24 protein-coding genes and 1 other annotated feature are annotated in these 26,997 nt (G+C 43.4%); of the genes, 7 read left to right on the top strand and 17 right to left on the bottom strand.

Features of this window, described 5'->3' with window-relative positions:
- Positions 1–4: 4 nt before the first annotated feature.
- The 5 genes from ACCB35_RS17335 to thpR form a co-directional block, all read right to left on the bottom strand.
- Positions 5–778, bottom strand: a complete 774-nt coding sequence (locus tag ACCB35_RS17335; RefSeq protein ID WP_044340300.1) for a phosphotransferase family protein — start codon at positions 776–778, stop codon at positions 5–7.
- A gap of 187 nt (positions 779–965) precedes the next feature.
- A complete protein-coding gene (pulA, locus tag ACCB35_RS17340) occupies positions 966–3,110 on the bottom strand; it encodes a type I pullulanase (RefSeq protein WP_374057059.1) in 2,145 nt (714 codons plus the stop codon).
- On the bottom strand, positions 3,104–4,057 hold the full coding sequence (locus ACCB35_RS17345; RefSeq protein WP_374054659.1) for a diacylglycerol kinase family protein: 954 nt from the start codon (positions 4,055–4,057) through the stop codon (positions 3,104–3,106). Before ACCB35_RS17345 ends, pulA begins: the two co-directional genes overlap by 7 nt.
- On the bottom strand, positions 4,054–5,022 hold the full coding sequence (locus ACCB35_RS17350) for a nuclease-related domain-containing protein (RefSeq protein ID WP_374054660.1): 969 nt from the start codon (positions 5,020–5,022) through the stop codon (positions 4,054–4,056). Before ACCB35_RS17350 ends, ACCB35_RS17345 begins: the two co-directional genes overlap by 4 nt.
- Before the next feature lie 14 nt (positions 5,023–5,036).
- A complete protein-coding gene (gene thpR, locus ACCB35_RS17355; RefSeq protein WP_374054661.1) occupies positions 5,037–5,597 on the bottom strand; it encodes an RNA 2',3'-cyclic phosphodiesterase in 561 nt (186 codons plus the stop codon).
- Between the two features lie 166 nt (positions 5,598–5,763).
- Between thpR and cysK the strand changes: the two genes are divergently transcribed.
- Complete coding sequence (gene cysK, locus ACCB35_RS17360; protein WP_044340305.1) at positions 5,764–6,693, top strand: cysteine synthase A; 930 nt, start codon at positions 5,764–5,766, stop codon at positions 6,691–6,693.
- A 76-nt stretch (positions 6,694–6,769) separates the two neighbouring features.
- On the opposite strand, the gene ACCB35_RS17365 is transcribed toward cysK, so the two are convergent.
- From ACCB35_RS17365 to pepV, 3 genes are read right to left on the bottom strand one after another with little or no spacing between them, the layout of a single operon-like run.
- A complete protein-coding gene (locus ACCB35_RS17365; RefSeq protein ID WP_044340306.1) occupies positions 6,770–7,048 on the bottom strand; it encodes a hypothetical protein in 279 nt (92 codons plus the stop codon).
- 13 nt (positions 7,049–7,061) lie between these two features.
- Positions 7,062–7,916, bottom strand: a complete 855-nt coding sequence (gene dat / locus ACCB35_RS17370) for a D-amino-acid transaminase (protein ID WP_374054662.1) — start codon at positions 7,914–7,916, stop codon at positions 7,062–7,064.
- 21 nt (positions 7,917–7,937) lie between these two features.
- Complete coding sequence (pepV, locus tag ACCB35_RS17375) at positions 7,938–9,344, bottom strand: dipeptidase PepV (RefSeq protein ID WP_374054663.1); 1,407 nt, start codon at positions 9,342–9,344, stop codon at positions 7,938–7,940.
- A gap of 736 nt (positions 9,345–10,080) precedes the next feature.
- Between pepV and ACCB35_RS17380 the strand changes: the two genes are divergently transcribed.
- The gene (locus ACCB35_RS17380; protein ID WP_206851743.1) at positions 10,081–10,302 is read left to right on the top strand and encodes a DeoR family transcriptional regulator; all 222 of its coding nucleotides are present in this window, start codon (positions 10,081–10,083) and stop codon (positions 10,300–10,302) included.
- A gap of 333 nt (positions 10,303–10,635) precedes the next feature.
- Here ACCB35_RS17380 and ACCB35_RS17385 read toward each other — a convergent pair whose 3' ends face one another.
- The gene (locus ACCB35_RS17385) at positions 10,636–11,340 is read right to left on the bottom strand and encodes a pseudouridine synthase (protein ID WP_374057060.1); all 705 of its coding nucleotides are present in this window, start codon (positions 11,338–11,340) and stop codon (positions 10,636–10,638) included.
- Positions 11,341–11,511: 171 nt separating this feature from the next.
- Here ACCB35_RS17385 and ACCB35_RS17390 point away from each other — a divergent pair, with 171 nt between their 5' ends.
- Positions 11,512–11,739: a hypothetical protein gene (locus ACCB35_RS17390; protein ID WP_374054664.1), complete on the top strand. Its 228-nt coding sequence runs from the start codon at positions 11,512–11,514 to the stop codon at positions 11,737–11,739.
- 138 nt (positions 11,740–11,877) lie between these two features.
- Here ACCB35_RS17390 and ACCB35_RS17395 read toward each other — a convergent pair whose 3' ends face one another.
- Entirely contained in the window at positions 11,878–13,497 is a 1,620-nt protein-coding gene (locus tag ACCB35_RS17395; protein WP_374054665.1) for an oligosaccharide flippase family protein, read from the bottom strand.
- 199 nt (positions 13,498–13,696) lie between these two features.
- On the opposite strand from ACCB35_RS17395, the gene ACCB35_RS17400 reads away from it, so the two are divergent.
- Entirely contained in the window at positions 13,697–14,959 is a 1,263-nt protein-coding gene (locus ACCB35_RS17400) for an NAD(P)/FAD-dependent oxidoreductase (protein WP_374054666.1), read from the top strand.
- Between the two features lie 48 nt (positions 14,960–15,007).
- Here ACCB35_RS17400 and ACCB35_RS17405 read toward each other — a convergent pair whose 3' ends face one another.
- The gene (locus ACCB35_RS17405; RefSeq protein ID WP_044340313.1) at positions 15,008–15,190 is read right to left on the bottom strand and encodes a sporulation protein Cse60; all 183 of its coding nucleotides are present in this window, start codon (positions 15,188–15,190) and stop codon (positions 15,008–15,010) included.
- A 515-nt stretch (positions 15,191–15,705) separates the two neighbouring features.
- Here ACCB35_RS17405 and dacB point away from each other — a divergent pair.
- On the top strand, positions 15,706–17,214 hold the full coding sequence (dacB, locus tag ACCB35_RS17410) for a D-alanyl-D-alanine carboxypeptidase/D-alanyl-D-alanine-endopeptidase (protein WP_374054667.1): 1,509 nt from the start codon (positions 15,706–15,708) through the stop codon (positions 17,212–17,214).
- A 60-nt stretch (positions 17,215–17,274) separates the two neighbouring features.
- Here dacB and ACCB35_RS17415 read toward each other — a convergent pair whose 3' ends face one another.
- Both ACCB35_RS17415 and leuS read right to left on the bottom strand, forming a co-directional pair.
- Entirely contained in the window at positions 17,275–17,589 is a 315-nt protein-coding gene (locus ACCB35_RS17415; RefSeq protein ID WP_044340314.1) for a rhodanese-like domain-containing protein, read from the bottom strand.
- A gap of 193 nt (positions 17,590–17,782) precedes the next feature.
- Positions 17,783–20,197 carry a leucine--tRNA ligase gene (gene leuS, locus ACCB35_RS17420; RefSeq protein ID WP_374054668.1) on the bottom strand — a complete coding sequence of 805 codons (2,415 nt, stop codon included), beginning with the start codon at positions 20,195–20,197 and terminating at the stop codon, positions 17,783–17,785.
- Between the two features lie 87 nt (positions 20,198–20,284).
- Positions 20,285–20,506, bottom strand: a binding site (T-box leader).
- 226 nt (positions 20,507–20,732) lie between these two features.
- On the opposite strand from leuS, the gene ACCB35_RS17425 reads away from it, so the two are divergent.
- Entirely contained in the window at positions 20,733–20,903 is a 171-nt protein-coding gene (locus ACCB35_RS17425; protein ID WP_374054669.1) for a hypothetical protein, read from the top strand.
- Between the two features lie 96 nt (positions 20,904–20,999).
- Here the strand turns inward: ACCB35_RS17425 and ACCB35_RS17430 are convergent, their stop codons facing one another.
- The 3 genes from ACCB35_RS17430 to ACCB35_RS17440 form a co-directional block, all read right to left on the bottom strand.
- A complete protein-coding gene (locus ACCB35_RS17430; RefSeq protein WP_374054670.1) occupies positions 21,000–21,776 on the bottom strand; it encodes a 3-hydroxybutyrate dehydrogenase in 777 nt (258 codons plus the stop codon).
- A gap of 15 nt (positions 21,777–21,791) precedes the next feature.
- The gene (locus ACCB35_RS17435) at positions 21,792–23,114 is read right to left on the bottom strand and encodes a GntP family permease (protein ID WP_374054671.1); all 1,323 of its coding nucleotides are present in this window, start codon (positions 23,112–23,114) and stop codon (positions 21,792–21,794) included.
- A 297-nt stretch (positions 23,115–23,411) separates the two neighbouring features.
- Complete coding sequence (locus ACCB35_RS17440) at positions 23,412–24,773, bottom strand: sigma-54 interaction domain-containing protein (protein WP_374054672.1); 1,362 nt, start codon at positions 24,771–24,773, stop codon at positions 23,412–23,414.
- Positions 24,774–24,946: 173 nt separating this feature from the next.
- On the opposite strand from ACCB35_RS17440, the gene ACCB35_RS17445 reads away from it, so the two are divergent.
- Positions 24,947–25,456: a cupin domain-containing protein gene (locus ACCB35_RS17445; protein WP_044340320.1), complete on the top strand. Its 510-nt coding sequence runs from the start codon at positions 24,947–24,949 to the stop codon at positions 25,454–25,456.
- Positions 25,457–25,799: 343 nt separating this feature from the next.
- Here ACCB35_RS17445 and ACCB35_RS17450 read toward each other — a convergent pair whose 3' ends face one another.
- A complete protein-coding gene (locus ACCB35_RS17450) occupies positions 25,800–26,987 on the bottom strand; it encodes an MDR family MFS transporter (RefSeq protein ID WP_374054673.1) in 1,188 nt (395 codons plus the stop codon).
- Between the last annotated feature and the right edge of the window lie 10 nt (positions 26,988–26,997).

The raw sequence follows: 26,997 nt of genomic DNA on the forward strand, positions 1-26,997 counted from the left end.
TAAATCAGATCACCTTGTGCAGGTATTCAATCCAATGATTCATCTCGTGGAATCGAGCTTTTCCTTTATGCCACTGAATGGATAAAATCGTTTGTGCCACCACGTACCATTTCATTCGCAACTTTAAGTTATCGGTTAACTCAACGCCGTATTGAGTTAACCAGCCTTCCCACTGGTCCTCAGGGATATACCAGTATAATAACAGACCTACGTCAAAGGCCGGGTCTGCAATCATGGCCCCATCCCAATCAATTAAATACAACTGGTTGTAATCAGACAGCAGCCAGTTGTTATGATTAACATCTCCGTGGCAGACTACATACTCCTCTTGTTGAACATCCAAAAGCTCTTTTTGAAGAAACAGGAGCGCCTCTCTGATAACTGGTAATGAAAGAAGATCGAATTCTAAGCCTGTTTCCACTTCCGTGAGCATATGCTCGGGTTGAAACGGCTCTTTCCCCAAGCGTTCAAGCATTGTTGAAAGCGGCTTAGAGGAATGAATCTTATTGAGGAGCCTGGCCACTCTTTCATCCTTCATCTCTTCAGGCTTTAGTTCTCTCCCATTTAACCAGTGCTGTGCCGTTATGACGTCCCCGTTTTCCATTCTTTTAGTCCAAACTAGCTTAGGCACAATTCCTTCTGCTGATAATACAGCTACAAAGGGAGAAGAATTACGTTTAAGAAATAATCTCTGCTCCTGATACTGAGCAAAGAACGCTTCTCCGGTTGCACCGCCTGCGGGGACTATTTCCCAATCTTGGTCAAATAAGTGTTCCAATATATTCACCTTCTATTGGTCCTTTGTCATGTTTATATGTTCATTAACGATATTTTTAAATTCAATTATTAACTGTAAAAAAGGTTTTATAAAATAAAAAAGACAGCTATTGGGCAATACAATCAATAGCCATCTGTTTAAGATTTTATCGTCATCTTGCGTTTTCGTCAAGCACTGGAATGAACTGTTACCTTACAAATACATAGGAAGAGACGGGTTCAAGGGTTATGGTTGGCACTTCTACCTCATAAAGACCCTTTACATTTGCCCGATTACCATCTGACAAACAAATCCAATCTTTTCCTTCGGGAAGAGAATACTCACATTTTTTCGTATCAGAATGAAAGACCATGAAGATCTCATTCCACGGACCATATGGGTGTACATTCCGATAATGAACGACGACAAGATTTTCAATGCTATGGGATACTTCCACATGCTCCCGGATCAAGCCGCTCTTATGGAAACGGAAGGCGCCGTGACTTTTACGGATTTGGATCAGCGCTTTAACGTATTGGACAACATCATCATATTCTTCTCTTCTAATCCAGTCTAGTTGATTGATTTCCACTGGAGAATTGTAGCTATTCTCAATGCCCTTTTTCGTTCGGTAGAACTCCTGTCCTGCATGAAGAAAAGGGATTCCCTGTGATAACAGCACCATCGTCGTTGACAATCTATGGCGATCCATAAGGGTTTCTTCATCTTCATTTAAACAAGCCTTCATTTTATCCCAAAGGGTGTGGTTATCATGTGATTCCACATAGTTGACCGATTGGGTCGGTTCTTTAAAGAGTCCTCTTTCTCCACTTTTCATCCCGACACTTCCCGTCAGGACGAGTTCTACCTTTTGTTCCAAATGACCGTGACCGAGGGCAAATCCTTTGTCATATAAGTTAAAGGTACTTCCTTTAATGGTGTCCCTGAACCAATCATTGAATTGACCGATTCCTTGAAGCTGATGGGCGTTACGCAGGTTCGCTTTTTGATGAGGGGGCAGAGGCGTATTCAGGTCCCAACCCTCCCCTATTAGAATCGCTCCCGGCAGAACCTTCTCCACTTCTTCACGGATTGTCGCCATGGTCTCAATATCAAGAATTCCCATGAGATCAAAACGGAAGCCGTCGACACCGTATTCTTCTATCCAATAAAGAATCGAATCAACGATGAATTTCCTGGCCATGAGGCGTTCTGACGCAAAGTCATTTCCCACTCCCGTGCCGTTTGACGGTAAGCCATTTTGATCATGACGGAAGAAATACCCTGGCACGAGCTTTTCGAAAGATGAATTCTCCCGAATGAAAACATGGTTATACACCACATCCAGTATGACCCTGATATTTTCTTCATGAAGGCTTCGAATCACGCTTTTCAGTTCATTGATTCGCTCATAGGGATCTTCAGGCTTTAAGCTGTAGCTTCCTTCTGGTGCGTTAAAAAACAAAGGATTGTATCCCCAATTGTAGCTTTTATCTTCAGGGTGATCCGTCACCCCATCGAAATCATTTACTGGAAGCAGTTCAACATGGGTGATCCCCAGTTCCTTCAGATACTGGATCCCACTGCTGAATCCTCTTGGAGTAGAAGTCCCTTTTTCTGTAAAAGCACGATACTTTCCCCTGTATTTCATGCCGCTTTCTTTTTGAGCTGAGAAATCCCGGATGTTCAGTTCATAAATGACTGCATCCGTAGGGGATGATAATGGCGGAAGAGAGGAAAGTGCCTCACGTTTATCCAGGTTTATCACACGTCCCCATTCACTATCGTATGAAACGGATTTAGCGTATGGATCGATTGATTCTTCCCACACTAAATTAATGCACGTTAGAATCGTATAATAATACCTATCTACATCCGTATTCACCTTGCATTCCCATACGCCGTTCTCGACTCTCGCAAAAGGATACTGGATTTCTTCATCATCAGGGGATTTCAGTTTTAATCTTACCTCTGTTGACGTCGGAGACCATACTTTAAACACGGTGCACCCTTCTTGGTATGTAACACCAAGGTCATCCCCGTCGTAATAATAGCGTTGATCAAATTCTTCTGTTCTAATGACCGCCCCGATCTGCAGGTCTGTCTTTGTGTTATGTTCATCTACCACTTCATACATTTCACCTAAGATTACCTTTTCACCCTGGATCGCCGTGACATATTTCATGGCATCATTCAAGGGAATCTTTTCTTCAATGTGAAGAGCTATTTTTTCACTTCCCTTCATCAGGGAGAAGTGACTGGAATTACCTTCATGATAATCGTACGGAAGAATCATTGTAATCGTATTGAATGTATCTAAAAACGCATCGTAATGCCTGCTAATGACTAACACTTCTGCCACCCACTTCTGTTTAACATTTTCCAACTCATTGGAAGAACATGCACCTTCAATTCATCAGCCTTCTTTAGTTCTTCAATTGTATCTCCGTCTGCGTGAACAGGTACATCCTGATTCGACTGAATTGTCATCCTTTTTCCCGAACACGTGCTGACTTCTTTGAAAGCCGTATGTTTTCCGAAGAATACGGATAAAAAGACCAAGAGTAATTTCCACCTCGATAACCCGTGGACGAGAGTCATATCGATGTATCCATCTCGAGGACAGGCCTGCGGGGCGATTTTCATACCTCCCCCAAAAAAAGGCTGATTCGAAATCGTCACAAACCATACCTTGTGGAACCGTTGTTCTTTTCCATCGACCGTTATCGAAAGAGTAAATGGTTTAAACGTAAACGCTTCCTTACAAAGAAGGATAGGATAGATCAGCTGCCCAAGGGACCATTTGTTCAACCATTTTTTAAAGGAAGAACGATTGGCCTTCCGGGCAATTTGGGCATCAAAGCCTATTCCTATATTATTCACGAAATGCCCTTTTGGTCCGCTGTTCATGGTATATTGCCCAGAATCCAGAAGCACGATATCCTCTTTTTGTAATCCTTGCTTTATTAAGGTATATGCTTGTTTTTGATTGTTAGGCCATTTATAGCCTCTTGCAAAATCATTACCACTTCCTGATGGAATATACCCTATAACGACCTTGTCAAAACCGATTGTTCCACTGACCACAGAGTTCATGGTGCCATCTCCACCGACTCCCACTACAAGGAGCAAGTCGTCAGGAAATTGGTTGACCTTACTTGCGACAATGCTCTTTACGTCCCCGGGCTGCTCCGTCACAAAAATTTCATGAGGGATGTCGATGGTGTGACTAAATCGATTCCAGGAAGATAAGGAATGATGATTCTTTGCAGAAGGGTTCACGATAAAAATCGTTTTCATTGTTGATTCTCATCTGATCCAACAGCCTGTTCTTCCCACTGAAGTCTTTTGAAAGAAGTAGTTTGGCAATACTCCATGATGGCTTGTGCCGCTTTTAGCTGCACACTCTTGATTGGAGAAGAGCTTGAGCGCTGCTGCTGGAACCATTCGTTGTGCAGCCGCTTGTCCAGAAACTGGATGCCCCCTGGAGCCTGTGGGTAATCTATGTATCCATTCCTGCTTATTACACCTTTATAGATAGGGAGCTCCACTCCTGCATATTGGATGATCTGATGGAGTATACTCTCCATCCTCCTGAGCCCGATTATAGGGTTTAATACCTTTGTCTCGACATCTCCCCATTTTTTCAACCAGAATCGATCGCCCGATCCTATATAGGCGGTTCCTTCCTCAAATTCAAGAAAGGTCAAACACCAGATTCCTGTCGGCGTGATCAGAATGGTTTCGAGTTCTACTGGTGCATGTTTAATTTTCAGAACCGGGTTGTACATCACGAATATGTTATCCGGGAAGCGCTGAAGCAAATAGCGTAACCGCTCGTCATAATGATAGCTGTTATCCACATAGGACTTCTCCATAAGCGTGGAGCTTGCCCACCTCAACTGAAAATCAAAAACAAGGTCCAGGAAGGAAACCTTTAATTCTTCCTCTGTAGAGATATCTTGGTGTGAATCCATTTCAATTTCAATTTCATCATCATACCCCTCAGTAGAAATTGGCTGCTCCTCTTCTCCAGCATCTTTCTTTATAAAGAGTGAAAAGAGCTTCTCCTTCATGGAATTCCTTTCCCCTTCTTGCACTTCATCCTTAATGATTGGCGTAACCGGGGGATGATCGCCATTTTCCCAATGTTGTTTCATTTTTTCCCATTGCTGCTTTTTTAATCGGACAAATTGGGAAGGATATCTATATAAATCCATTTCGTACCTGGAAACGTAATCTTGAAGTTTAATCAGCTGTGCCATATGAATCTATCCTTTCATGACGGTCGATTTGCCTGTAATGATTTCGTGTAAATGGCTTCATACTTTGGGAGTCTATCTAAGTGAGTTTGATATAACACAATTTCTACTGCTGTAAAGGAGTGGGTATGCGTCGGCTGAAACGCATTTAACCATTCGGTTGTAAACGGGAAAGCTTTATTCCACTTTCGCCCTACTGTGATATGCGGAGAAAAAGGTCTCTTATCTAATTGAAAGCCCGCTTCTTCACACGAATCATACACACGGTCCCGAACCCGTTGTAATGCTTCTGATGGCTGAATACCCATCCAAAGTATTCTGGGTGAATCACTTTTGCCAAAGATGCCGAAGTGGTCAAGGGTTAAAGGGAAAGCAGAACACTCGAGAGCCTCTACTTTATGGATCACGGGTTGAAGTTCATCCGCACTCCCCAAGAAGGCCAGTGTAAGGTGATAATCCTGTGGGTGCACCCAGTTCTTAAAGAAATTCTCATCCTTCATGGGCTGCGTCCACTTTTGAATATGGCGTTTCGTTTCTTGAGACAGTGAAAGTGCAAAGAAATAGTGAGCTTTCAACATATCACTCGTCCTTTCATTTGTTACTACCATTTTAGCAAAATGTGTCATGAGAGAGAATGACCAGGGAGAAATGCAATAAAAATGAAATACAAAGCGCATTTATTTGATAAGATTTATCTGAATTAGTACGATAGTATAAGAACGTTTTTCTGAAAGGAAGTTGAACATGAAAGTTGTACAAAATATTGCTGAATTGATCGGGGACACCCCCCTTGTCAAATTGAATCGCCTCAATCCTGCTGATGGGGCGGATGTGTATGTTAAATTGGAATTCTATAATCCGAGTAAAAGTGTGAAGGACCGTGCAGCCTTTCAAATGATCGTAGAAGCAGAAAAGGAAGGCTTATTAAAAGAAGGTTCAACCATCATAGAACCCACAAGTGGAAACACCGGTATCGGCCTTGCCATGAATGCAGCTGCAAGGGGATATCGCGCTATCCTGGTGATGCCCGATACAATGACTCAAGAGCGTATTAACTTGTTGAAGGCATATGGAGCTGAAGTAGTCCTGACACCTGGAGATGACAAAATGCCGGGTGCTATTGAAAAAGCGAAAGAATTAACAGAGAAAATCCCAAACAGCTTCATGCCGATGCAGTTTGAAAACGATGCGAACCCAGATGCCCACAGGAAAACGACGGCTCTCGAGATTGTCGAAGCCATGAAAGAAATCGGCAAGCCATTATCTGCATTTGTTGCGACTGCGGGAACCGGGGGCACCATTACAGGGACAGGTGAAGTGTTAAAAGAGCACTACCCCGATCTTGCCGTTCATGTGGTGGAGCCGGCGGGATCTCCGGTTCTTTCTGGAGGAAAGCCAGGGAAGCATAAATTAGTTGGGACGAGTCCCGGATTTGTTCCAGATATCCTAAATACGGAAGTGTATGATGAAATTCATAAAATCGAAGACGAGCATGCCTACGATATCGCCCGCAGAATGGCCAGTGAAGAAGGAATTCTTGTAGGACCCTCATCAGGAGCCGCTTGTTATGCAGCCATTGAAGTGGCAAAGAAATTATCACCCGAAGATGTAGTCGTGTGCATCGCCTGTGATACAGGAGAAAGATATCTTTCAAGCGACCTGTTTAGATTTTAATTACAAAAACTGCTCATCGAGCCGGACAATAACCAAAAGAGGCTGCGCCCATGACTGCGCAGCCTCTTTCTTATGATTATCTGACCTTATGATACTGGGTGATGAAATGTTCAGGAGAAGACTTTACAACGAACGTCCATACTCCTTCAATCGTGTGAAGATACAAGAAAGTATAGTAAGCTGACAAAGGCTTGCTTGTCACATCCATCACGTCCTTGATGGTGAAACTTTTCGTAGGAGTCTCGATTCGATCCACATATAAATAAAGATGCTCCTCCGTCTCTACCGTGAATTGCTGGTTATCTTCTATTCTTCGTTCTGTCTTCATAAATGGTTGTGAACAAATCAATCTCATGTAAAGCCTCCAACTATTTTACCGGGCTTTGCTCCCTTTTTCTTTCACTAAAGAGTGCCTGCAGCCTTTTCGTTACAGGACCGGGTTTTCCATCGCCGATCGTCTGCTCATCAATCTTAATGACGGGCATTACTTCTGAAGTCGTGCTTGCAATGAATACTTCATCCGCTTCGAGAAGCTCACGTACAAGAAACGCCTCTTCTTGAAAAGAGATCGTATTTTCCCTGCATAAACCTTCAATGACTCTTCTCGTAATACCATTGAGAATCAAGTTTGTCGCGGGATGTGTGTAAATGACACCGTCTTTCACCATAAATGCATTTGAAGAAGAGCCTTCCGTTACCGTATCACCACGGTGCAGAATCGCTTCAAAATGCCCCTCAGAAGCAGCTTCCTCCTTTGCCAGCAGGTTTCCAAGAAGATTCAAGCTCTTAATATCACATCGGAGCCACCTGATATCCTCCAAAAGCTTTGCCGTTACACCAAGCTCCATTTGTTGAGAAGGAACTGGAAAATCCTTCGTATAGGCAACGACACTCCCTATTACATCTCCCGAAGGAAAATGGTGTTGACGGGCAGACACACCGCGAGTCACTTGTAAATAAACGATCCCGTCTTTCACTTGATTGGAATCGATGAGCTTCAGAAGATGCGCAGTCAGTTCTTCTTCTGGATATGGAATTTCAAGCTTCATCTTTTCAGCACTTTGGTAAAGTCGCACCATATGCTCCTTCATCGTGAACGTGTTTCCTCCGTACACGCGAATCACTTCATAGATCCCATCCCCGAATTGATACCCGCGATCCTCTATATCGATTTTTGCATTGGCACGATCCACAACTTCCCCATTAATAAATACTGAGTTCATACTACTCTCCCCTTGTCTCTCTTAAGATTCACATGCTAATTCATAGATGGCCTGAGCGTAAATTGCCGTTGCTTTAAGGAGATCCTCTATATACATATATTCATCCTTCTGATGTGCAATATCTTCACGGCCGGGGAACAATGCCCCGAAGGCTACACCCGCCTCTAAACTTCTGGCGTAAGTCCCTCCACCGATGCTTAATAACTCGCCTCTTTCACCGGTTTGATCCTCATATACTTTTTTCAGCGTCTGAACGAGTTCATCATCTTTAGACACATGATGAGGTTTACTATCCGAGAAGTTTTCGATTGAATAGCCTTCTACGTTCTCAATGATTGCCTTTCCTTTTTCCATCTCGAACGTTACAGGATAACGCATATTCAATCCTAATCGTCCGCCTTCAGCATCTGAATAGCGCAGCTTCCCTACGTTGATCGTTAGATCTCCTGTAATATCGTCCCGATAGCTCACGCCTAGCTGGATCCCTCTTGAATCTTTAAAGAAATGCTTTGTCGTGAACGTAAAGAACTCTTCGCCTTGAGATGATAGAGGCAGCTGAGATAAGTAAGCTGCTAAATAGAGGCCCGCATTCTTACCATTGTCAGGCTCCATTCCATGGGAAGACACACCTTCAACTTCAAAAACAAGCTCTCCGTTTTCAATGTAATAGTTGCCTTTGATATCTTCTTCCTTTGTGAAAATTTCAAAGTTTTGAACCCATTTTGTATGGTCCTCATCCACTAGAAGGACTGCCTTTGCATAGTCAGGAACCATATTGTAGCGGCGGCCCGACTCGAAGGACAGGACTTTTATGCCCGATTGGGACGCATCCGTCGGGATTGTTTGAACTAAATCATAGTCTGCAATCCCTTTTTCTGCATGGATGATGGGGAAATCGGCATCAGGGGCAAATCCCATTGTAGGCATTTCTTCTTTTTTGAAATAGTGCTCTACACATCTCCAGTCACTTTCCTCATCTGTTCCGATGATCATTCGGATTCGCTTATTAAAGGCGGGATCAAGATCTTTTACGATTTTCATGGCATAGTAAGCAGCCATTGTAGGACCCTTGTCATCGATCGCTCCACGGGCATAAATCTTACCGTCTTTTATCTCACCGCCATAAGGTTCGACACTCCATCCATCCCCTTCCGGCACAACATCCACATGACAAAGGATACCGAGGAGATCCTTCCCTTCACCAAATTCTAAATGCCCTGCAAGATGGTCGACATTTTTAGGAGTGAATCCGTCTTTCTCCCCTAATGCTAACAGGTAGGTGAGAGCTTCCTTCACCCCTTTGCCAAGTGGCGCATCTTCAGTCGCATTCTCTTCATCCAGCACACTTTTAATTTGCAGGAAATGTTGCAGATCCTTCAGCAAATCGTCTTTCCGCTTCTCCACTTCATTCGTCCAATTAATACTCATTCATTTCCACCTGCTCTATATGTATTTACTTCTCTTATCATTTTATACTGTTTCATGGGGAAATCCAAACAGAGAGAATCCGGTAGAATGACTATGTAAGTGCAGGGCTCAGTCAATCAGCGTGTGCCTGATCGTGAAGTTAACTTGGTGCTCCTATGAAATAATTTGTTTTTGAAACAAACGCTCAACGTATCTACAAATTTTTTTATTTTTGTGTATTTTAGGCAGTCCGAATTCAGAAGCACAGAGTGGATTGTAGCGGAAGGCACTTGACTCCTGCGGGAAATAGAGGAAAGGTCGAGACCCCGCAGGGCAAAGCCCGAGGAGGCTTGACTTCCTCCCCGCGGAAAGCAAGTGCCTGGAGCGGAAAGGAACGGTCCACGTTTTTGTTCCTACACTTGTCCTCTAGCGCAAATCCACTACTTCCTTTCTCCTGTGAGATGGCAATAATCTATACGAATAGAACTTTATAAGATAAAAATACATATATTTAGCATTTTATTCATATCTTAGGAATACAACCAGGAGTTACTACGTAAATTGTTTGTAAATTTGGACAATATTCTAGAAATTTTGTCGGATTAGGGTTACAATGTAATTGTCTGACATCTTATGAGTAAACTTTATATGTAGAAAAGGGGTTGTCTAAAGCGCATAGTACATATGGTAGCACGTGAGGTGCACAAATGACGCATGTAGTCTTTGCCTTTCGGAAAAATGATGAGGGAGTGGTTCTTTGAAACCTTCAACCAATCGTATGCTCACTAGAATCAAAGCTGTATACATGTACATTAAACAGAAGGGTACTGTAACAACTCAAGATCTTGTAGACGAATTTGGCATTACTCCTCGCACCATACAAAGAGATCTCAACGTGTTAGCCTATAATGACCTGGTCCAGAGCCCGAGTCGGGGGCAGTGGACAACTACGCAGAAAAAAGTAAAGATGACTTCATAAACGAAAAGCGGAAGGGCTTTGCCCAGAGGCGACAAGCATAAGACGAACCTGCCGAAAAGGCGGGTTTTTGCCTTTTTGGCAGGTTTGGCTTATGACCTCGAGACTCTAAGCCCTGGAGCTGGACACATAGAAATGTGGAGGCGGCTCATTCAGGCCCGACAAGCATAAGACGAGAACGCCGGAAAGGCGCCCTTTGCCTTTTTGGCGTTCTTGGCTTATGACCTCGAGGGACTAGCCGCCGGAGCTGAACAATAAGAATAGCGGACTAAAATGACTTTTAAACAATGAAACGGGGCAGCACCTTTACCAAAGGGTGCTGCCCCGTTTTTTTGTTTATTCCGGCTTGTATTCCTTAAGTAGCGTGACTTCCTCATCCGTCAGCTCACGGTATTCCCCAAGCTCCAGGTCTTTATCCAGTTCAAGTGGCCCCATCGTCAAACGCTTCAAATACATGACGCGCTTGCCTACGCTTTCGAACATCCTTTTCACCTGATGGAATTTTCCTTCTGTAATCGTCAATTCAATATCAGAGGTTATACCTGATTTTAAAATCGTTAATTTCCCCGGCTTTGTTTCGTAACCATCATCCAACGTTACTCCATTTTTGAAAGCTTCCACGTCCGCTTCCGTCACTTCCCCGTCAATCACGGCAAAATACGTTTTCGGAACGTGGCGCTTCGGAGAAAGGAGCTGATGAGATAATTGACCGTCATTCGTAATGAGAAGGAAACCTTCTGTATCCTTATCCAGTCGTCCAACCGGAAAAGGATTGAATATTTGATCTTCCAATTGAAGCAGATCAATGACGGTTTCATCCTGTCCATCTTCAGTTGCTGAGATGACACCAGGCGGCTTATTCATGAGAAGATAGATGAATTCACGATACTCGACCTGTTCTCCGTACAACATCACCGTATCCTTCTCCGTATTGATATGTACCTTTCCATCCTTAATGACCTCTCCATTGACCTGAAGACCGCCATCCTTTAATAATTTCTTTACTTCCTTCCGGCTGCCGTAACCCATATTGGCAAGCATTTTATCTATTCTCAAAATTAATCACGCTCCGTTTATGTTAATTTCTTTTTCTTCAATGCTGATTTTATTAGTGATTTGACCCTTCAATAGGCACTTACCCATTCATGTTTCTATTCTTAACATAGGCTACTAAAGGTAAGCAACTATGAAAAAATATTTGAGGTGAAGCATATGTATCCATATCGACAACAAGGTTCAGGTGGTCTATTGATCCCTATTCCACTCCCTGGAGGCGGCGGTCAAGGATATCCGGGTTTTCCCGGTCAAGGTTATGGCGGCGGCGTCAACGACCGGTTAGACCGGCTTGAAAGACAATATGAGCGTCTGGACCGTAGAGTCGACCGCTTAGAACGAAAAGTAGAGCGACTTGAAAGACAGCTTGGATATTATAACAATTAGTATTCGGATTTTTTAATGGTCCAACAATGTCGAAATCGACGCAATCATTTAAATAACGGGGGCAAATCAACCCTCCTGCTCCACTAAATAAACTCTCAATAAAAAAAGGGATGATCGGCATGTATCATCCCTTTTTCTTTACCCTATGCGAAGTTTACTGCGAATTCTCGTTACTTTATCTCCGAATAATCGATCTGCCAATTTACTTCTTAAGCTTAAGTAGAAGTAAACGAGTGCTCCCACTCCTCCACAGATCGCAACGAGAATAATCGATTGGAATCCGGACTCCGGATTAAGGAATTGGACCAGTACACTGTATAGCACCAATACCACCACTGCCATTATGGCATTCAAGGCTCCAATGAACATGGTTCTTCTCATAATCAATCGGAATTGATATCTCGCGTATTTTTTAATGATGTATAAATTGATTAGAATCGCTACCGCATACCCAATCACAGTAGCGATGACTGCACCTTGAGTTTCGAACAAGCGAATCAACGGAATGTTCAGGACAAGCTTGAGAAGTAAGCCGACAAGCAAGCTGAAAATGGTGAATTTCTGCTCGTCGATTCCTTGAAGAATCGCTGCCGTAACGGCAAATAAAGCAAAGAGTATCGCAACAGGTGCATACGATCTTAAAATAGACGTTCCTAATTCGTCGCTGTGATAGAACATTGTATACGTCGGCTCAGCTAAAAGCGCGATTCCCAAAGCTGCCGGAACTGTTAGAAACAATAGTATTTGAAACGTTTGGTCGATGTTTCTGCGCATTGTTTTCCGGTCACCGCTTGTATAAGATGTCGTAATTAAAGGAATTAGCGTCATGGAAAAGGCGGTTGCCAAGGACACCGGAATGATCACCAGCTTATGAGTATAGAAGTTTAACACGGCGAAGGCATGATCCGAGATTTTCGCGTTTCCGATATCCGCCATCGCTGTATTAAAGGTGATCTGATCGACCAGTTGAAACAATGGGTTGGCGAGCCCCACAAAAATGAACGGAATCGAATAGGCGATGATTTCCTTGTACATCGATCGTAATGAAATCTCTTCCTGACCGCGATCTTCCTCTAATAACTCATCTAAATGAGGCTTTCTTTTAAACCAATACCAAATCAAAGCACCAAGACTTGCCAGTCCACCGACAAATGCAGCAAATGTGGCTACGGCGATGGCGGTCGTCACTGATCCATCCATTATATTTAATACAACATAAATTCCTCCGAGTAAGAACACAATACGGACAATCTGTTCAATCACCTGGGAAACCGCCGTCGGGCCCATGGATTGATGCCCCTGGAAGAATCCCCGAATCAAACTCATAAACGGAATGATGATCAGTGCAAAGCTTACCGCACGTATGACCGTTGTTACCTGTGCAACTGAAATCACCTGCTCGTCACTTTTAATCGTCATTTCAGCAAAAACCGGTGCAAATGCATACATAATGAGGAATGATACAATCCCCGTCAACGTCATTAACACCAGGCCTGATTTAAATAACCTTCGCCCTACGGCATATTCCCCTATGGCATTATATTTTGAGACAAATTTCGAAACGGCCAGCGGCACTCCCGCAGTCGCCACAGTCAGAAAAATGGTATACGGTACATACCCATATTGATAAAGGGATGCCCCTTCTTCATGACCTTTTAACAAATCATCAAACGGTATAACATAAAAAAGACCTAAAAACTTAGAAATAAAGGTCCCTAACGTCAAGATAAACGTTCCTCTTATTAATTTAGATGACATAGTATCCCTCTCTATATATCTTGTTGCGCGTTAAACAAACAAAATAAAATCAAACTCAGAAATTTATACACTATCAGTAGTTTACTACTGTACGAATCGAATGACAATTTTTTTCGAATGTTGTATTTAAAACCTATCCCATTTAAAATAAGGTGAAACTTCTTAAATAAGAAGCGAATAGGTAAAGTTGGTGAAAATTATGGTAAAGAAATACGATGTCATCGTCATAGGCGGGGGACCATCCGGCCTTATGGCCAGTATCGCAGCCGGGGAATACGGCGCGAAAGTCCTTCTTGTAGATAAAGGAACCAAGCTTGGCAGAAAGCTCGCGATTTCAGGAGGCGGCCGCTGCAACGTGACCAATCGGCTCCCCGTTGAGGAAATCATCAAGCACATCCCGGGGAACGGACGTTTTTTATACAGCGCTTTTTCTGAGTTTAATAATGAAGATATCATCTCTTTCTTTGAGAAACTTGGTATTCAACTAAAAGAAGAAGATCACGGAAGAATGTTCCCGGTTTCGAACCGGGCCATGGATGTGGTCGAAGCGTTATTGACGCGCATGAAGGAATTGAAGATCGACACCCGGACAAGCACAAGTGTCGAGGAAGTGTTATATGAAAACGGAGAGACGGTCGGCATCCTCTTAAAAGATGGGAAAACGATCGCTGCAAATGCTGTCGTGATCGCGGTCGGTGGAAAATCCGTTCCCCATACCGGGTCCACTGGGGACGGATATCCATGGGCGACGAAAGCCGGTCATACGATCACGGATCTGTTTCCGACAGAAGTTCCCCTTACGTCGGACGAACCTTTTATTAAAAAGAAAGAGCTTCAGGGCCTTTCTTTAAGGAGCGTCGATTTAAGCGTATTGAACCCTAAGGGGAAGAAAATCATCACGCATAAAATGGATATGATTTTTACTCATTTAGGGATTTCCGGACCGGCTGTGCTCCGATGCAGTCAATACGTGGTGAAGGCCATGAAAAAATGGAACCTGACACACGTCGCCATGCAGATCGATTCCATGCCTGATCAAAATGAAGAGCAGCTCTTCCAATCTATCCACAAGCAGGTAAAGGAAGAAGGGAAGAAAGCGGCGAAAAATATCTTCAAAGGTCTCGTCCCTGAGCGATATCTGCTGTTCTTACTGGATCGTGCAGAAATCGATCACGATGAAAAAGGGGATCACATCTCTTCAGAGAAAATCCGCCATTTCGCAAAGCTCTTAAAACAATTCACTTTCAATGTGAACGGGACACTATCCATCGATAAAGCCTTTGTGACAGGCGGAGGGGTTTCCATCAAAGAAATCGAGCCGAAAACGATGGCTTCTAAAAAGATGAATGGCCTTTTCTTCTGCGGGGAAGTGCTTGATATCCATGGATACACAGGTGGCTATAACATCACTTCCGCCCTCGTAACCGGACGGCTTGCGGGGTTGAATGCGGCGAAGGTATGATAGTAAAAAAAGAAAGGTTGATCCGCACATTCAGAGCGATCAACCTTTTTATTTTCTATACACGACCATGGCCGAAAAACAATAGATCTGGTCCTCCACTTCCTCCGACATCGCCGCTACGTGATATTTAATATCGACGATTTTTTTATCATCCATTTTACTGAGAAATTGGTTCATATCTTTCTCTAAATCTTTTTCATGCTCGTAGTCGAATACCTTTACCTGGATCATGGAATCCCCTCCCGGATCGTTTTTGGTATTAGTATTGTCAGAATAGTGAGTTTTCAAACGATTCAGTAGAAATATTTTGGGAGGGTGAGGGCGGATTTGTTACGGGTAGTGTGGTGTTTTTTGATTTCGCTGATAAAATGAAAATTTCGCTGATATATCCCGGATTTCGCTGATAAAATAAAAATTCCGCTGATATACCTCCGATTTCGCTGATAAAATACCTTACATTCACAATTCATCAGGTTCAGGATTCTAAAGATTGTCTAATTTCAGCTGAAACACTTAATAGTGTCTTGATTGTTATCAAATCTCTCCACTATCAACAAAAAAAGCCCCCCAACCTCCTTCACTGCGACTTACAAGAGTCCCACTAAGAGAAAGGATACATATTCCATCCCATTTAAGTAGCGTAAAATATGACAATATATTCATTTTTTGTATAAATACTGCAAATTTATTATAATTTTCTCAATTTTCATTTAATATAAGTACATTAGCCATTTAGGAGGGATTTAATGAATCAATTACAACTAAGCAAGAATCGTATACTAGCAATTTTATTTCTTTTCACCCTCATCTTGACCCCCTTGCACTCAACTGAGACTCCTACATCAGTAAACGCATCAATTGATCATGCAGATTTAGAGCAGCAAATTCACGATATACTTGCAGACGAACGCTTAGATGGCGCTATAGGTTCTGTCAGTGTGCGTGATGCTGAAAGTGGTGAAATTATTCTTGATCGCTTAGGGGATATACGTTTGAAAACTGCCTCTAATATGAAGCTATTGACTGCAGCTGCTGCCCTTCATACACTTGGGCCCGATTACACATTCAAAACAGAAATATTAACCGATGGACAGATTGTGGGAAATGTCTTGAAAGGGAACCTATATCTAAAAGGAAAAGGTGACCCTACCCTTTTAAAAGATGATTTTGATAAAATGGCAGCATTCTTAAAGTCCAATCATATCGAAACGATCCAAGGGAATATCATTGCAGATGACAGTTGGTATAACTCGGTAAGGCTTTCTGAAGATATGATCTGGAATGATGAATCGTATTATTACGGTGCTCAAATCTCAGCTCTTACAGCTTCACCTGATACAGATTATGATGCTGGTACCGTCATCGTTGAAACTACCCCTACACAAGCCGGGCAGCCAGCAGACATTAAACTTTCTCCTGAGACAAGCTATCCGACCGTCACTAACAAAACGAAAACCATCGAAAGCGGAACACGGTCGATCAGCGTTTCCCGAGAACACGGGTCCAACAATATTGTGGTAGAAGGTTCTATACCGGTCGATAGTTCAACTGCCCGGTCTTGGGTGACGCTTTGGGAACCTACTGGTTATGCACTGGACTTATTTAAGAAATCACTTGTACAATCAGGAGTCCATGTCAAACAACACCAGGGTGACTATGGAGAAACCCCAGCAGATGCTGAAGTCCTGTTCACAAAAGAGTCCCTGCCACTCTCTGATTTATTGGTTCCCTTCATGAAGCTAAGTAACAATACGATTGCGGAAACATTGGTGAAAGAAATGGGACGGGTCGTTCATCATGATGGTAGTTGGGAAAAAGGGCTTGAAGTGCTTGAAGACTACGTTTCAATTCGTGGATTAAATACAGATACCATGAGAATTCGAGATGGCTCTGGTATATCTCATGTCACGAATATTCCAGCAAATGAATTGTCAAAGTTACTTTACTCAGTTCAACAAGAGGAATGGTATCCGATTTATCTGAACGCTCTTCCAGTTGCAGGTGCAAGTAACCGGTTGGAGGGAGGAACCTTGAGAAACCGCATGAAAGGAACCCTCGCTGAAGGAAATGTAAAAGCCAAGACAGGAACGATTACGGGGGCTACCTCACTTTCCGGCTACGTGACGACTAAAGATGGAAAAGATCTTGTATTCTCCATCATCTTAAATAACTTTATGGCTAGTAACTTAAGGGATATTGAAGATAAAATTGCTGTTGCACTGGCTGAGTATGATACAAGTAAAGAACATGATTAATATAGGTTAAATTAAAAAGCACGTTCCCTTAAAAAAGGAACGTGCTCCACATAAAACCCATTATTTCTTCTCTGCTGTCTCACCGGCCCAGTTCATCATGCCGCCTTCCATGTTCACCACTTTATATCCTTGCTCCTGCATGTAGTGAGCGACATTTCCACTGCGGTTTCCTGAACGGCAGATGAAGATATACTCTTTGTCTTTATCAAACTGATCCAGTGACTCAGGAATTTCGCCCATCTTGATATGCTTCGCTCCCGGGATCACCCCTTCTGCCACTTCTTCATCTTCACGAACATCCACTAAAAGCAGATCTTCCCCATTCTTCAACTTCTTTTCCAACTCATCAGTCGTAATCGTTTTAATCGTTTCCAATGTCATCTTCCTTTCATCATTCACTCACCATAATTATACCAAAGCCCGTCTCCCAAACAAAAATATCAGATCGAAAACAGTGAATAGAGGGACGGACCTTGGTGAAATACAGAATCCCCAATTGATAGCATTTCCTAACAATCAGATTCTGTTCAAGGTCCGTCCCTCAAATATATTGAAATATACTCAAATATTAGTTGGCTACGATGTTGACTAGTTTGCCAGGTACGGCGATGACTTTGCGGATGGTTTTGCCTTCGATTTGGCTTTTGATTTCATCGTTTTCCATGGCTGTTTTTTCAAGATCTTCTTTGTTCATATCACGAGGGATCATGACTTTTGCTTTCACTTTTCCGTTCACTTGAAGGACGATTTCGACTTCGTTGTCCACAAGCTTCGATTCATCGAAAGTCGGCCATGCCTCGTAGGAAATCGTTCCTTCGTGACCAAGCTTGCTCCAAAGTTCTTCCGTCATATGCGGAGCGATCGGAGAAAGAAGCTTGATGAATCCTTCTACATAGTTCTTAGGAAGTGTATCAGCCTTGTATGCATCATTGATGAACACCATCAGCTGGGAAATTCCTGTATTGAAACGAAGGCCTTCGTAATCTTCCGTCACTTTTTTAACAGTTTGGTTATACGTTTTGTCCAGAGCACTGTTCGGTGCATCCGTCACTTTAGAGGAAATTGAACCATCCTCTTCAACAAGCAGGCGCCATACACGGTCAAGGAAGCGACGTGCGCCGTCCAGGCCGTTCGTGCTCCACGCAATGGAAGCTTCCAGTGGTCCCATGAACATTTCGTAAAGACGAAGGGTATCTGCACCGTGAGATTCTACAACCTCATCCGGATTGACAACATTCCCTTTTGATTTACTCATTTTTTCATTGTTTTCACCCAGGATCATTCCCTGGTTGAATAGTTTTTGGAATGGCTCTTTCGTCGGAACTACGCCGATATCATAAAGGAACTTATGCCAGAAACGGGCATACAGCAAGTGTAGCACCGCATGCTCGGCTCCTCCGATATACGTATCCACAGGCAGCCACTCTTGCATTTTCTTCGCATCGGCAAGAGCTTCTTCGTTATGTGGATCGATATAACGGATATAGTACCAGCAGCTTCCCGCCCACTGTGGCATGGTGTTCGTTTCACGACGGCCTTTTTTGCCTGTTTCAGGGTCTTCAACGTTCACCCATTCACTGATGTTCGCAAGTGGCGATTCACCTGTTCCCGACGGTTTGATTTCAGTCGTCTTTGGAAGAACAAGAGGAAGCTCACTTTCAGGAACAGTCGTGGTCGTACCGTCTTCCCAATGAATAACAGGAATCGGCTCTCCCCAGTAACGTTGACGGCTGAATAGCCAGTCACGAAGTCGGTACGTGACTTTCTTCGTCCCGATGTTCTTCTCTTCCAGCCAGGAAATGGCTTTCGCAATCGCTTCTTCCTTCCCCAGTCCATCAAGGAAACCGGAATTGACATGATCTCCGTCACCTGTGTAAGCTTCTTTCTCAACATTTCCGCCAGCGACCACTTCCACGATTGGAAGATCGAACTCTTTCGCAAACTCATAATCTCGTTCGTCGTGGGCAGGAACGGCCATGATCGCACCTGAACCGTAGCTCATTAGAACGTAATCTGCGATCCAAATCGGCATTTTCTCACCGTTAGCCGGGTTGATCGCATAAGCGCCTGTGAATACACCCGTTTTTTCTTTTGCAAGATCGGTACGTTCAAGATCACTTTTCGATTTGATCGTATCGATGTATTCATTCACTTTCGAGCGTTGTTCGTCCGTTGTGATTTCTTCTACAAACGGATGCTCAGGAGCAAGAACCGCATATGTCGCACCAAAAATCGTATCAGGACGAGTCGTGAAGACATCGAATGATTTGTCATGACCATCGATGGTAAAGTTCACTTCCGCCCCTTCAGAACGGCCGATCCAGTTTCGCTGCATGTCTTTAATGCTTTCCGGCCAGTCAACCTCTTCAAGGTCTTCCACCAGACGATCCGCATAAGCCGTGATCTTCAGCATCCACTGCTTCATCGGACGGCGCTCTACAGGATGACCTCCTCGTTCACTCTTCCCATCGATGACTTCTTCATTGGCTAGTACTGTACCAAGGGCCGGACACCAGTTCACGGCAACCTCATCTACATAAGCCAAGCCTTTTTCATAAAGTTTCGTGAAGATCCATTGCGTCCATTTGTAATAGCCGGGATCTGTCGTATTGACTTCACGGTCCCAATCATACGAAAATCCTAGTGACTTGATTTGACGACGGAACGTATCGATATTTTTTTGAGTGAATTCTGCCGGATCATTCCCAGTATCAAGGGCATATTGCTCTGCAGGTAAACCGAATGCATCCCACCCCATCGGATGAAGGACATTGTATCCTTGCATACGCTTCATGCGGGAAAGGATATCCGTTGCCGTAAACCCTTCCGGATGTCCTACATGAAGGCCTGCACCTGATGGATACGGGAACATATCCAGTGCGTAGAAATTGGATTTCCCTTCGTCTTCAGTCGCCTTGAACGTTTTGTTCTCTTCCCAATACTGCTGCCATTTCGTCTCAACACTTTTATGATTAAAACTCATATTGAGATCCTCCTTTAATTGTCATTCGAAAGGTCGTAAAGTCCCTTTCTTTTTTATAAAATAAAAAAACCCTCATCCCAAATAAATATTTGGGACGAGAGTTTGTATTAACATTCTCCCGCGGTACCACCCACATTAGTGTACGCGCACTCAGCTTCATTCATCCTTAACGCGGAAAACGGCAAGTCTTACTATGGTTCACACTTGCAACTCAGCAGGCGAGTTCATGATGCTTCTGGTTGACTTTCACCACCCGTCAACTCTCTAAAACAGAAAACCTTCATTACTACTCCTGATCAACGTTTCAATATAAGAAAACATTATATGTATTCACTATTTTAGGGAAAAATATACTGAAGCGCAAGCCTATTATTGATTTATGGATGAGATTCTTGTCATTTTATTGAATGGTTTGGGATTACAGGTGACGCTTTTGGAGAAGTTTTGTCCTCTTTGATGAAAATCGAGCTGTTTCAATCATAAATCCAGGTCGTTTTCATGAAGGATCAAGTCGTTTCGGAAGACTCCGCCCTTTTTGACGAAGATCCCGGGCCGTTTTCGAGAGAAATCCAGGAGTCTTGACGAAGAACCCGACCGTTTTCAGAAAAATCATGTCGTTTTGACGAAGAATCCAGCCGTTTTGACGAAAAATCCGGCCGAAACCGAAGATAATCCGGCCGTTCCCATCAATAATCCAGCCGATTAACGTTTTTTTCCAAATCTATCCTCACCATATAGCACCGTCACATCAACCTCACCTAAAAAAAACGACCTCCAAAAAGGTCGTTTCTCCTCCATCAAGCTATTGGACCGTATACCCACCATCCAGGACGACTGCCTGCCCGGTGATTCCCTTGGCAGCGTCACTGCACAGGAACATGGTATAGTCTGCAATTTCTTTGACATCGAGTAATCTTCTCTGTGGTACGAGAGGATAGATGACTTCTTCTATCACTCTTTCTAACGGTATATTGCGTGTTTTGGCAAGGTCCCCCAGCTGATTGCGGACAAGCGGAGTGTCCACGTATCCGGGACAAACCGCATTGACGGTGATTCCATGTTGTGCCGCTTCCAATGCCGCTACCTTCGTCAGGCCGATGACTCCGTGTTTGGCAGAATTATAGGCTGCTTTGCCGGAGAAACCGACCAATCCATTGATGGATGCCATGTTGATGATCCGTCCGGTCCCCTGCTCCTTCATATGAGGCAGGGCATGCTTGATCGCGACAAATGGAGCGGTCAGCATGACTTTTATGAGAAGTTCAAATTTTTCAGTCGGGAACTCTTCAATATGGGATACATGTTGAAGTCCCGCATTATTGATCAATACATCGAGCTTCCCGTAGTGATCCACCGTTTTAGTGATCGCTTCTTTCAATTCGGATTCCGATGTCACGTCACAGCGCAATCCAAGAACTTCATATCCATCTGCCTTAAGGGCCTCTGAAGCTCCCTGAACGGCATCTTCCTGTAAATCCGTTAGTACGACTTTTGCTCCATTAGCAGCGAATTCTTTTCCAATTTCGAAGCCGATTCCCTGCGCTGCCCCTGTTATGAATACAACTTTATTTTCAACCATGATGATACTCCTTCCTTAGATCCCTAGGCCAAATGAGAATAAAAGAATCGCTATAGCTAAACCGATAAGTGGGACAATGACCGTAACGGCACCAACCGCGCCATAAGCTTCTCCATGTGATTCATTACAGATCGAGCGGATCGTCGTAACGACATATCCATTATGCGGCAATGAATCCAGTGCTCCTGAAGATATCGCCACTACCCGGTGAAGGGCTTCAGGGTTCACGCCCATATCAACATAATGAGGTGCGAGGATCGGCAATGCGATCGCTTGACCACCGGATGCCGAACCAGTCATCCCTGCTATCACACTGACGGCGATTGCTCCACCGATCAATGGAGATCCAGGAATACTCGTCATGACATCAACCGCTGTACTGAAGGCTGGAACGGCTTTGGCCACTCCTCCGAATCCAACAACGGCGGCGGTATTTCCGATGGCGATCAATGCACCTACTGTACCCTCGGAAACAGCACCCCAGAAGCCTTTGAAATATTTGCGATTTAACACATAAGCCGAAATCACACCACCTAATAAGGCAATGATAAGGGCGGATTGTTTTAATGAATCGTGGAATGAAAAAGCCAGAATAAGGACGACTAATAATGGAATCAATCCCATGAACGGGTTAGGTAAAGGTCTTCCTTCATCAATGACAGGATCTTCTTCGCGTGAATGGAACTTCTCTCCCTTATTGACCGCTTTTGTGATCATACGCTTCAACCACCAATAGCCAAACACTGCCATAAACACGGCGACGATCAAGCTGACTTCCCAGCCTGCATAAGGTGTCGTCCCCAGATATTCAATAGGAATCCAGTTTTGGATTTCCGGTGAACCGGCAGAGGTCATCGTGAACGTGACCGAACCGAATGCTAAGGCAGCAGGAATGAAACGGCGCGGCAGGTCGGCTTGTTTAAATAAACTAACCGCCATTGGATAAACAGAAAATGCTACAACGAAGAGACTGACGCCGCCATATGTTAAAACGGCACAGGCTGCAACAATGGCCAGTACTGCGTATTTCATCCCCATTTTCTCTACAACGAAACGGGAGACACTATCCGCTGCACCGCTATCTTCCATCACTTTTCCGAACACGGCACCCAACAGGAACATTAGATACCAGGCGGCGACAAAGCTAGTGAATCCTGACATATAATTGCTTACCAGATTCGCTTCCCCTTCAGCCGCCAATTGTGGAAAGAGCGGCATGCCGCTTAACACCGCAACGAACAATGCCGATATAGGACCAACAATCAATATGTTCATGCCCCTCATCGTTAAAAAGATTAATAAAATGAGTCCTCCAATAAGACCGATCATGCTTAACATGATATTTCCCCCTTTGTTCTCTAAAGATGTTTACTAGTAAATGAAATCGTTTACATTTTTATTTAAACCCCTACTCTCCCTTCCATAAAATACTTTCAAACATAATCTTTGCAATAATTGTGCCAACTTTCAGATTACTTAAAACTCATTTATTTCCACACTTAAATAGTATTTGGATTCCGAGATTCTGGACAAATTCATTTATTAAGTCACAAAATGTACACTTTTACACTAAAAATAAAAGAGTCCGGAAACATGGACTACTTTCCATATTTCCGGACATCCGGCACAACCACATCATAGAAGCTGATATTTATTTAATTTTTCATACATGCTTGATTTGCTTATCCCCAAAGACTCTGCAACCTTTCGTTTATCGTGCTGATGGGTTTGCAGGCTTTGTGCCAACACGGATTTCTCCGTTTCTTCAAGGATTTCTTTTAACGATTTGGATCCTACATCATATAAGTTTCCTGCCTTCATATAAGAAGGTAGGGACTGAAGGGAAACCTTGCTTCCATTAGACAAATAGGTGGATGCGTTAATGACATTTTCTAATTCACGCAGATTCCCCGGCCAGCTATAGGAAAGAAATATCTGCATCACTTCGTTTTCGAAGCCTTGAATCCGTTTTCCCGACGATTTTGTCGATTTTTCCAAGAAAAAAGCTGCCAGTGTCTCGATATCTTCCTTCCGTTCACGGAGAGGGGGAATTTGAAAAGGAACGACGTTAATACGATAATACAGATCACTTCGAAATCGCTTTTCTTCCATCATTTTTTCAAGTGGGCGGTTGGTGGCGGCAACAATACGGACATCCACATGTTGAACACGATTTGAACCGACTGCCTCGACCTCCCCTTCCTGTAAAACCCTTAGAAGCTTCGCCTGCATATTGAGAGGCATGTCCCCAATTTCATCAAGAAACAGTGTACCCTTATGAGCCAGCTGAAACTTTCCTTTCTTACCTCCTTTTTTCGCCCCTGTAAAAGCACCCTCTTCATAACCGAATAGCTCTGATTCCAGAAGTTGCTCTGGAATCGCTGCGCAGTTCACTTTAATAAAGGGTTGTCCGCTCCTTTCACTGAGCTGGTGGATACTGTGAGCGAACAACTCTTTACCGGTCCCACTTTCCCCTCTGATGAGGATGGAGATATCACTGGGAGCGATCATTTGGGCTTTGTCTTTCAGCTCATTCATGCCAGGTGATTCACCGATGATATCATTCAGCGAGTATTTCACTCCGGTATTGATGTCTTGAATATAGCTTTGAATTTTCGACATCATGTTCTTCACGTGAGAACTCATTTGCATCCATTCACTCGTGTCCCGAAAGATAACAGACCCAAATGCTCCAATGACCTTCCCATCAATCCGGATCGGAATTCGATTGGCGATCATATAGTTTCCTTTTATATATTGAAGATCTGCCACTTCTTCTTTGCCGGTGCCAGCGACTATATGCATTCGTGTATTTTCGATGACGTTTGTCACATGCGAGCCAATCGCTTTATCCCGCTCAACTTCAAGGAAGCGACAGTAATTGTCATTTATGTAGATAATCGTGCCTTCATCATCAACGACGACCAACCATTCGAAAGCGTTCTCAAGAATGATTTCAATCATTTCGACGGATACCTTTTTTAATAAGCTTCCCATTTCCATTTCCTCCTCTATTTTGCAAGAGAACATATATATCTATAGTAGCACATACACTCCCCATGGTTTTGAAATTGAATCCGTTTTCCAATCATTTCAATTTCCAGTAGAGATTCGGTTTAATCTATACGGTATTAGGGAAACTTCTTAACAATGAATGGAGGAATGAAAGGATGAAAATCGCAGAACTGAAAATATTTTATTTCGAAGACGATGGAATCATCCCGAATAACCCGGACCTGCCCGTACTCATATACCGGAATGCACTTGATCATCCTAATGGCGCCGAAGAGCTCTTCAACCGGAATCAATGGCTCAATAGTTGGACAAATGGCATATATGATTACCACCATTACCATAGTAATGCACATGAAGTATTGGGGGTCATGGAAGGTGAGGCAACGGTTCAATTAGGCGGTGAAATGGGCGAAGAAGTGACGGTCCATAAAGGTGATGTGATCGTCCTCCCAGCCGGAACCGGACATAAGAAATTATCCGCAAGTCCCGACTTTAAAGTCGCAGGAGCCTATCCGAACGGTGACGATTATAATTTGAAAAAAGGCTCATTACGTGAACGGCCCAGTGTATTGATTGAAATTAAGAGTGTTCTGCGTCCGACGTTGGACCCTGTGTTTGGAGAAACCGGTCCACTCATAAAATATTGGCTCAAGAAATTGGATTAAGCTAACGTTCTGCATCCAGTTGATTACGTTATTATTCGATTTTTTCCATTCCTATTCCTTTATTGTAATACTTCTTAGAAACGACTATAAATAATTTTGAAACTTCCTATAATCTAAGTGATTAGATTATTTTGTTGAAATAGTCTTGTTTTCTTATAAGTCCTATGCTATTCTATTATAGCGATGAGCTGAATTGTGTAAGTCGGGGATCACGTCCTTGTGACAACAAACGATGTGGCGTTTGCTGATCTCTCGCCTCAATTTTTTGCAAGTGGGCTTCCGTAGGAAACGGGAGCCCTTTTTATATGGAAAAAACCCCAATGATTTCTCATTGGGGTTTTCTTTATTGTTGAACTGATACGGACACAGCGCTTTTCTTTTTCAATGGACGGTCATATTGACTCGTAATCACTAATGAGACCATGAAGAAAACGATTAACGTCATAAACAGCACCTGCATGCTGAATAGGTCCACTAATACTCCTCCCATAAACGGCCCGATCATTCTCCCTCCTGTTGCTGTACTATTCACGATTCCCTGATAGAACCCTTCTCTCCCTTTTGGAGCAAGTGAGTTGGCTATCGTAGGAACAGCCGGCCATACGAGCATTTCACCAATCGTCATAATGACCATCGCAATCGCAAACCATTGAAATTGATCGGCAATCGAAGCCACGCCGAACGAAACCATGAAAATAACCGTCCCAATCATGATTTGAAGCTTTAAATTATGTTCAAAACGCTTGATGGCTTTTGATAATAGTGGCTGTGCAAGCACAATCAACGCTCCATTGATCGTCCACAGTAAACTATATTGTTTCAAGGAAATATTGATTTCCTGAGTGTACGTCGCAATGGTGGATTGCCATTGAACATAGCCCACCCAGCATAATAAATAGGCCGCACAAATGAAGAGCAGGGCCTTCAGCTTCGATTTATCCCTTATCATCTTAGACTCATTCAACACAGATGTTTGATGACCGTTAACGGAAATGTTTCGATAACCAAATAAGGCAATGAAGAAAAAGACGATATACATACTAAGATTCGCTAAGAATATATAGTTAAAGGAAAATGAGGCGACGAACCCACCTAATGCGGCTCCAACGGCAACTCCAATATTTTGCGCCACATAGACAGAATTGAATGCTTTCCGTCCACCTTCCGGCCAAACCGAACCTGCCATGGCATACATGGAAGGAAATACGATTCCAGAGCCAAATCCGACAATCGTCAAGAAGACAACATAGTGCGGCCAGCCATGCCAAATATTCATCCCTACCAAAGCAGTTAAGGTAATGGAGATTCCCAATAGAATGGAACGGTATCCACCAAACTTATCAAAGAGTGTTCCTCCGATCAGATTTCCAATGACACTCGCACCGGCATTGATCATCAGCACAATTCCCGCTACAGACAGTGATTTCCCTAAATTCTCATGTAAATAAATTGTATTAAGAGGCCATAAAAAAGAGGCACCTGTCACATTCACCATCATTCCAATGACAAGCAGCCATAATGATTTGGGCATGATTCTGCCC

Source organism: Rossellomorea sp. FM04394, assembly GCF_041889765.1.
Lineage (GTDB): Bacteria > Bacillota > Bacilli > Bacillales > Bacillaceae_B > Rossellomorea > Rossellomorea aquimaris_B.

What these genes read in the sequence shown, in the direction of transcription:
- ACCB35_RS17430 (WP_374054670.1), bottom strand. Translation starts at nt 21,776, where the DNA reads ATGGTTGAAAATAAAGTTGTATTCATAACAGGGGCAGCGCAGGGAATC.
- ACCB35_RS17440 (WP_374054672.1), bottom strand. Translation starts at nt 24,773, where the DNA reads ATGGGAAGCTTATTAAAAAAGGTATCCGTCGAAATGATTGAAATCATT.
- ACCB35_RS17450 (WP_374054673.1), bottom strand. Translation starts at nt 26,987, where the DNA reads ATGCCCAAATCATTATGGCTGCTTGTCATTGGAATGATGGTGAATGTG.
- ACCB35_RS17350 (WP_374054660.1), bottom strand. Translation starts at nt 5,022, where the DNA reads ATGGCACAGCTGATTAAACTTCAAGATTACGTTTCCAGGTACGAAATG.
- pepV (WP_374054663.1), bottom strand. Translation starts at nt 9,344, where the DNA reads ATGAGTATTAATTGGACGAATGAAGTGGAGAAGCGGAAAGACGATTTG.
- cysK (WP_044340305.1), top strand. Translation starts at nt 5,764, where the DNA reads ATGAAAGTTGTACAAAATATTGCTGAATTGATCGGGGACACCCCCCTT.
- ACCB35_RS17435 (WP_374054671.1), bottom strand. Translation starts at nt 23,114, where the DNA reads ATGTTAAGCATGATCGGTCTTATTGGAGGACTCATTTTATTAATCTTT.
- dacB (WP_374054667.1), top strand. Translation starts at nt 15,706, where the DNA reads ATGAATCAATTACAACTAAGCAAGAATCGTATACTAGCAATTTTATTT.
- ACCB35_RS17385 (WP_374057060.1), bottom strand. Translation starts at nt 11,340, where the DNA reads ATGCTTGCCAATATGGGTTACGGCAGCCGGAAGGAAGTAAAGAAATTA.
- leuS (WP_374054668.1), bottom strand. Translation starts at nt 20,197, where the DNA reads ATGAGTTTTAATCATAAAAGTGTTGAGACGAAATGGCAGCAGTATTGG.
- thpR (WP_374054661.1), bottom strand. Translation starts at nt 5,597, where the DNA reads ATGTTGAAAGCTCACTATTTCTTTGCACTTTCACTGTCTCAAGAAACG.
- ACCB35_RS17395 (WP_374054665.1), bottom strand. Translation starts at nt 13,497, where the DNA reads ATGTCATCTAAATTAATAAGAGGAACGTTTATCTTGACGTTAGGGACC.
- ACCB35_RS17345 (WP_374054659.1), bottom strand. Translation starts at nt 4,057, where the DNA reads ATGAAAACGATTTTTATCGTGAACCCTTCTGCAAAGAATCATCATTCC.
- ACCB35_RS17400 (WP_374054666.1), top strand. Translation starts at nt 13,697, where the DNA reads ATGGTAAAGAAATACGATGTCATCGTCATAGGCGGGGGACCATCCGGC.
- ACCB35_RS17445 (WP_044340320.1), top strand. Translation starts at nt 24,947, where the DNA reads ATGAAAATCGCAGAACTGAAAATATTTTATTTCGAAGACGATGGAATC.
- ACCB35_RS17405 (WP_044340313.1), bottom strand. Translation starts at nt 15,190, where the DNA reads ATGATCCAGGTAAAGGTATTCGACTACGAGCATGAAAAAGATTTAGAG.
- ACCB35_RS17365 (WP_044340306.1), bottom strand. Translation starts at nt 7,048, where the DNA reads ATGAGATTGATTTGTTCACAACCATTTATGAAGACAGAACGAAGAATA.
- ACCB35_RS17390 (WP_374054664.1), top strand. Translation starts at nt 11,512, where the DNA reads ATGTATCCATATCGACAACAAGGTTCAGGTGGTCTATTGATCCCTATT.
- dat (WP_374054662.1), bottom strand. Translation starts at nt 7,916, where the DNA reads ATGAACTCAGTATTTATTAATGGGGAAGTTGTGGATCGTGCCAATGCA.